Here is a 6,112-nt window from a genome sequence, read left to right as displayed (position 1 = left end):
TTTCCTTGCCAGGTTGCGCCGCAAGTCAAAATGCTACAGCAAGTGCCAAAAGATGTTGGAATATTCCGTAAGGCTTCTGATGGCTAAAAGAAATAATGAGATTATCTATAGTTAATTAGCAATACCATAATTTGTTAGGCTTCGGGAAAATCAGTGTCAATCTTACGAAAACACAAAGGGGAATAAAATGAGCAAAAAAGACAGAATCGCGGTAGTAATAAGCATACTATATTTCTTGTTTCCTCTCGCTGTTCTTCTGGGAGGGAGTCGTGACGCCCCGGTGGGAGCAGTAATGGTCATTTCTCCGCTTATAGTGTACTGGGGTATAGGTTTATTAAGAACGACGTCAGCTTCATCGAAAAGGGTGAGAAATAAGAATTATGAATCTCGTATTGCGCATGAGGAAGGTTGAGGAGAGTGATTTGAGTGCACAAACTCTTTTTTTACCGGATGAAGAAAATTTTGAAATGTGTCTATGTGCATTGCTAGAAGATATTGCAAATCTTAACCACGTATTTAGAGCGACAAGAAATGATACAACTATACTAGGAAGTAAAGTAGCGGCAATGAATCTACAAAGAGCAGGAGCTTAAAAAAGCACCATACCATTACCATGAAAAGAAATGAGATTAAAGAGGTTCATGAGAATTCAGTATTAATTAGTTTTGTGAAGTACTGTGCGTCAATAAAGGGGTTTAGGGAGCAATGGAACGTAAAACCCGGTTAAGGAATTTTGTCGCGTTGAAGAATACGCGATACGGTAGCAGGATGGACATTAAATAACCTGGCAGCATCCGCTGCGTTTTTCTGTCCAGAGTTGACCAGATTAACGATTTTCTCTTGCTGATGCTTCTTGAGTTTTGGCCGGCGACCACCAACCCTACCTTGCTTTCTTGCCGCATCAAGACCATTTTGTGTGCGCTCACGCAATATTGCACGTTCGAACTCTGCAAAAGTCCCTACTATTTGCATCATCATGCGGCCAGCAGGCGAAGTGGTATCAATCACTTCGTTTAGGCTTCGGAAACCGGCACCGGCCTGTTCAACTTTCTCCATCAGGAGCAGTACATCTTTTAAAGAACGTGACAGACGGTCAAGTTTCCAGACCACCAAGACATCACCTTTACGCAGTTGCTCTAACAACCGATGTAATTCTGGCCTGTCCCAACGGCCACCCGAAGCCTTTTCCTGAAAGATCAATTCGCACCCGGAAGCTTTTAAAGCAGCAATTTGCCCATCGGTATCTTGGTCTTGGGTCGAAACACGCGCATAACCGAAAAGCATCGTTGCAGAAACCTATTGCAAATAAATATAATTATGCAATATATTTATGCAAGCCGCAACGCCTTATTCCACGGTAGTACCTAAAGCGTTGCCCAAATGTTCGTTTGTGCAATGAATTCAACTGTAGTTTTACGATCGTCAATACATTGACGATTTAAGTGCCGATGAGATTAACCCTTAACGGGTTTTTACGTTCCATTGCTCCCTAAACCCCGGTATCAAGAATAGCCCTGTCAATTTCATCAAGGCTGAACAAAAAAGACCGCTTTTCATCATCCAACGAGGGTATTGCATACAGCGTGTCGATTTCTTGCTGGGTCAAAATGGTCAGTCGAGCCATGTGCCTTTATATCTTTGCTGTAGTGGTTTTTAATGACACGGAGATTTCGGCGCACAATGGCAGCCATTTTAGGCGATTGGTCTGTCCACTAATTTATAAGATTGTGGACAGGGTAATTCATATGAAATAAACTGTCTATTAAATCGTTTTTCAGTGCATTAATAGACACCCTGTCTATTAATCGATTTAGGAGACAGTTTTAGGCGATGCGGCTTTTCGGTTATGCACGGGTTTCCACCGGCCAACAGTCATTAGATATTCAAGTCAACGCATTAAAAGAAGCGGGAGTTACAACAACCCGCATCTTTACCGATAAGGCTTCTGGTAGCCCCACGGATCGGGAAGGCTTACATTTATTGCGAATCAAGGTTGAAGCAGGCGATGTGACCCTGGTCAAAAAACTGGATCGCCTGGGACGGGATACGGCGGACATGATCGCTTTGCTCAAGGAATTCGACCAACTAGGCGTTGCCATCCGTTTTTTAGACGACGGCATCAGTACTGAAGGCACGATGGGCAAAATGGTCGTCACCATCCTGTCGGCGGTCGCCCAGGCGGAACGCCAACGTATACTGGAACGCACCAATGAAGGCCGCATCGAGGCTAAAGTTAAAGGCGTAAAGTTTGGCCGCAAACGCACCATTGATACGGAAAAAATAAGAGCATTGTATGAGAATGGTATTAGGGCTACCGACATTGCCAGGCAAATGGGCATTGGCCGATCGACAGTTTACAAATCACTAAATGAGGCGGATCAGTAATTATGGGCATCCTGGTTCAAAGCTGCCGGTCGGAATTATGTAAATCAGATGCCTGTTCAGCGGAAAGCGGTCGGTCATACTCGAGATTACTCATCTACGGCAACCGACCCAAACCGGTAGTTGAAGGCCAACAACTAATTTTCCGTTAAGCAGACGCTCAAAGAAGATTCTGGAGGGTGAGTCCCGGCAAAACAAGTGACATTTTGCATAGTGCAAATTATGCGAACAAAAGGGGCGAGGCGGAAGGCGAACCCGCTTTGTTCGCATAATCCGAAGCATTATGTATCTTGGCGCGGGTTTGCCTGGGCGCACGGCTTGCCTTGGCGGTCTCCGGCAGGGTATAGAAAAAGGTCGGCGGGGTACATTCGTCGGAACACGGCTATCGCCGCTTCCGACTTACGGACTTACACGGGTGTCAGCTTGGTTCATGAACTTCTAATGACAAATCTATTTTTAGGTCAGCCAACTCCATTAATATTTTCCATGAGAATTTCTCACCAAACGTTAGTTCCTTGGGTGCAGAAAGGATATAAAACACAAGATTTCCGCCACTTGAATGTATCTGTTCAATACCGCTTCTTTGGTTCTTTAGCTTTTGCAACATATTGTCTAGGCATTCTGGAATTGAATCCCCCTCTTTTCTCGGTACATCGAAGCCACAATATGTTTCCTTCCATACCCCTGGCAACGGCTTACCTTTCGGGTTATATCTGGCCTCGCCTACCTTCCTTTTGACATCAGTCTCCATGGAAAGCAAACCACAAATGATATCAGGCGACATGGATGGGTGAGTAATACGAAACGAAATTTCAAAGTTATATTCGTTCATAAACAACCCTGTTAATTCAAGAAGTCTTGATAGTCGCCCCAGTTTTCCGGGCTACCATCAGGGTTTGTAGTAATCACATCTCCGTTTGGGGCAATCCCAACCCAATCTTTAGGTCCACTGTTCGTACCGGTACGGCCTTTGATTTTGTTATGATCCTCGCCCCTTAAACCAAATTTTTTCTTGGCTTTATCAAGTGGCAGAGTCCCGGCTGGGCAATTCTCTGGTCTCAATCCATGTTAGGCTATTAAGAAATACAACAGCCATAATATCCAAACGAATACCTACAGAATTTAAACCCGCGAGGCCGTGATAAGCCAGCTATTGGGTTTTGTGCAGCTGTTAAGCCCCTTTAATCCTTAACGCCTAAGCTACACCGCACTAAGCATAGTAGCTTTTTAGCAATTGTCCAGTGCTTAGCCTGAGCGGACTCAATAAATGCGGCACATTCTGCGGCACATTCTGTTGAATGTGTGAGCCAGTTAATATTTTACTCTGAATGAAGCAGTGACTGCCACTCAGGAATTCTTGACGCATGACACAACACTTTGGGTAAGTACCAAGATGGCACTTTTGGCAACTATGTGGAAACTACCCCTAAATAGCAGAATTAGCGCGTAGGCGAAGGTCTGTTTTAACAAATCTGATAGGCTGCTTTCGGAAAACGCCAACGCACGGTTGTGGCCGCAGTGAGCCAGTGAGCAATCTCGATTTGCGTTATTGCTATCGGCTGCTTTCAAGTATATTTTCAAGTGAATGGACATAACTATTATGTGTCTGCTTTGGTTTCTTTGAAATTCCTCTGCGAACATGAAAACTAAAAAGATACTAATATTTATCCATTTCAATAAGTTATAAAATTTATATCCTTCGTTTTTGAATTCGATATTTCGGCTGTAAGCCGCCTGTAGCAAGGGTTGAGGAAGGGGGCCGCCGGACAAACCGTTCTTGTATCTTAACTCACGTCATGGTTAGCTACCCTGACACTGGGAGAGAATTAGCTTGTAACCGTTCTGAATGGAAAACCTTGTCCAAAAGATTAAGCATTCTCTCGCTTCTGGTGCCAACTCTGACGCTGGACGGTAGCCAAGGGCTAAGACCCTGTATGCACAAGGCAAACGGGCTCAGTTGGATGATCTTAACATCATTATTGCGAGTTAGTTTATGTTTTTCATTGGGATAGATGTTTCTAAAGCTAAATTGGATTGTAGTTTGTTACTGGATGTTGGTAGCGGAAAGCGCAAATCCAAGTCGGTCGCCAATTCTAAATCAGGGATTACTGATCTGTTGGCTTGGTGTGCTAAGCAATTTATTGCCCCTGTTGACCTGCACGCCATTATGGAAGGTACGGGTGCATATCATGAACAAGCAGCGATGGCCTTGTTCGATACCCATGTGACCGTTTCAATAACCAACCCAGCCCAGGTCAAGCAGTTTGGACGTAGCCTTGGCATCCGCACCAAAACGGATGGTGTTGACAGCTTCATTTTGGCCAAATACGGCGCTTTAATCTGCCCAAAACCTTGGCTTCCACCTGCCTCGGAAGCTCGTGAATTACATGCGCTTCTAACCCGACGCGATGCTGTTTCCCAGGACTTGCAGCGGGAACGCAACCGACTTGAAAAAACAGAAGTCACGGAAGTGTCACCGCTCATTAGCCAGTCCATACTCGATACCATCGCGTTCATGGAACAACAACTGGCTAAGCTAGAAGAAAACATCGACCAACATATCAATAATCATCCTAACCTGAAAGAAGACCGCGACCTACTCACCAGCATTCCGGCAGTTGGGGCGCAAGTCGGCAACCAGCTGTTGTCCGTATTGCACAACCTCTCTTTCCACTCTGCCGAGCAATTTGCTGCTTATCTGGGCTTAGTGCCCGTGGAGCGTCAATCCGGTTCGTCCATTAAAGGTCGACCAAGGCTATCTAAAAACGGGCCCGCACATATCCGTGCAAAACTCTATATGGCGGCTATTGTCGCCACTAGGCACAACCCGCATCTTAAAGGCCTGTATCAACGATTGCAAGCCCGTGGAAAATCGAAAATGTCCGCCCTTGGTGCCGTTATGAGGAAATTGGCTCACATTTGCTTCGATGTGCTAAAAACTCGTATACCTTATCAGTCTGACTATGCTGTTTCCTATTGATTTTTAAGACGGTATCTTTTGGTTAATTAACCCCTAAAAGTCAGACCTTGTGTTAATAATTGACGCAAAAGCATGGGTACACCTATGCTGCTGTAATCATTCACAGCGAGCCTAAAACAGGCAGGAAATATTTCTGGCCAAGCAGCCGCCAACTGAGCCGCTTCATGACCAGCACGCCCAGGCTGACTAACAGCCAGGTTGCAGGCTCGGGGACTGAGCCATCGGCATTAGCCTCGACGGTAACAGGGCCTGCCGTGACAGGCTCGATAGAGAGGGAATCGGCGTTGGCGTCACCGATGGCGTTCAGCGAAATATTCAAGGGGCTCACCCCGGCTGAAAGGGCGTTGAACGATAAGGTCGCCAAGGTGAAGCTGCCGGCCTGTAGCGTATTCAAATCAGCGACAGTATCGAAAGAAAGCTCGTAGAGATTAACTGAACCGTCTCGGGGCGTAAAGGAACGGTCGGCGCTCTGGTCCAGCGCCAGTTGATCGCCCAATCCAGGATCACCGAAAACGACCCCGCCCAGGCCCAGGATGGAGGGCTCGTAATCAACATCGATATCAAATACGCCCAGCGAAGGGGAAACATGATCACCTAACCCGGAAATTATTAAAGCCATATCTAACGATGAGCCCGTTGCGGCCGAGGCCGTAACCGGCGTCCAACTGAGGGTGATCGCTTTGGACGGCAGGGCAACCAGCAGCAGCGCCATACCAATGAGCCGAATCAGGAAAGTAGTCATGATATTAC

7 protein-coding genes and 1 pseudogene are annotated in these 6,112 nt (G+C 46.1%); 4 read left to right on the top strand and 4 right to left on the bottom strand.

The features are described from left to right. A pseudogene (locus HUX64_RS19475) lies at nucleotides 1–115 on the top strand (IS1 family transposase); the annotation flags it as partial. A 307-nt stretch (nucleotides 116–422) separates the two neighbouring features. Further along, a complete protein-coding gene (locus HUX64_RS01580; RefSeq protein WP_174624497.1) occupies nucleotides 423–593 on the top strand; it encodes a hypothetical protein in 171 nt (56 codons plus the stop codon). A gap of 130 nt (nucleotides 594–723) precedes the next feature. Here HUX64_RS01580 and HUX64_RS01575 read toward each other — a convergent pair whose 3' ends face one another. Then, entirely contained in the window at nucleotides 724–1,284 is a 561-nt protein-coding gene (locus tag HUX64_RS01575; protein ID WP_174624496.1) for a recombinase family protein, read from the bottom strand. Between the two features lie 205 nt (nucleotides 1,285–1,489). Continuing rightward, nucleotides 1,490–1,624, bottom strand: coding sequence for a DUF4158 domain-containing protein (locus HUX64_RS19065; RefSeq protein WP_217426394.1), 135 nt, complete (start codon nucleotides 1,622–1,624; stop codon nucleotides 1,490–1,492). Between the two features lie 206 nt (nucleotides 1,625–1,830). Here HUX64_RS19065 and HUX64_RS01570 point away from each other — a divergent pair, with 206 nt between their 5' ends. Continuing rightward, on the top strand, nucleotides 1,831–2,385 hold the full coding sequence (locus tag HUX64_RS01570) for a recombinase family protein (protein ID WP_174624495.1): 555 nt from the start codon (nucleotides 1,831–1,833) through the stop codon (nucleotides 2,383–2,385). Between the two features lie 415 nt (nucleotides 2,386–2,800). Here HUX64_RS01570 and HUX64_RS01565 read toward each other — a convergent pair whose 3' ends face one another. Continuing rightward, on the bottom strand, nucleotides 2,801–3,214 hold the full coding sequence (locus HUX64_RS01565; RefSeq protein ID WP_174624494.1) for a DUF4279 domain-containing protein: 414 nt from the start codon (nucleotides 3,212–3,214) through the stop codon (nucleotides 2,801–2,803). A gap of 1,161 nt (nucleotides 3,215–4,375) precedes the next feature. Here HUX64_RS01565 and HUX64_RS01560 point away from each other — a divergent pair. After that, entirely contained in the window at nucleotides 4,376–5,362 is a 987-nt protein-coding gene (locus tag HUX64_RS01560; protein WP_174624493.1) for an IS110 family RNA-guided transposase, read from the top strand. 100 nt (nucleotides 5,363–5,462) lie between these two features. On the opposite strand, the gene HUX64_RS01555 is transcribed toward HUX64_RS01560, so the two are convergent. Continuing rightward, nucleotides 5,463–6,112 (bottom strand): hypothetical protein (locus tag HUX64_RS01555; protein ID WP_174624492.1); only part of this gene is annotated, 650 nt, incomplete at its 5' end.

This window comes from Candidatus Methylobacter favarea (assembly GCF_902806695.1).
Lineage (GTDB): Bacteria > Pseudomonadota > Gammaproteobacteria > Methylococcales > Methylomonadaceae > Methylobacter_B > Methylobacter_B favarea.
The sequence above is the reverse complement of the archived record's forward strand: the minus strand, read 5'-3'. Positions and strand labels throughout refer to the sequence as shown.

Coding starts and splice junctions, on each gene's coding strand:
- HUX64_RS01575 (WP_174624496.1), bottom strand. CDS start 1,284: ATGCTTTTCGGTTATGCGCGTGTTTCGACCCAAGACCAAGATACCGAT.
- HUX64_RS19065 (WP_217426394.1), bottom strand. CDS start 1,624: ATGGCTCGACTGACCATTTTGACCCAGCAAGAAATCGACACGCTGTAT.
- HUX64_RS01570 (WP_174624495.1), top strand. CDS start 1,831: ATGCGGCTTTTCGGTTATGCACGGGTTTCCACCGGCCAACAGTCATTA.
- HUX64_RS01565 (WP_174624494.1), bottom strand. CDS start 3,214: ATGAACGAATATAACTTTGAAATTTCGTTTCGTATTACTCACCCATCC.
- HUX64_RS01560 (WP_174624493.1), top strand. CDS start 4,376: ATGTTTTTCATTGGGATAGATGTTTCTAAAGCTAAATTGGATTGTAGT.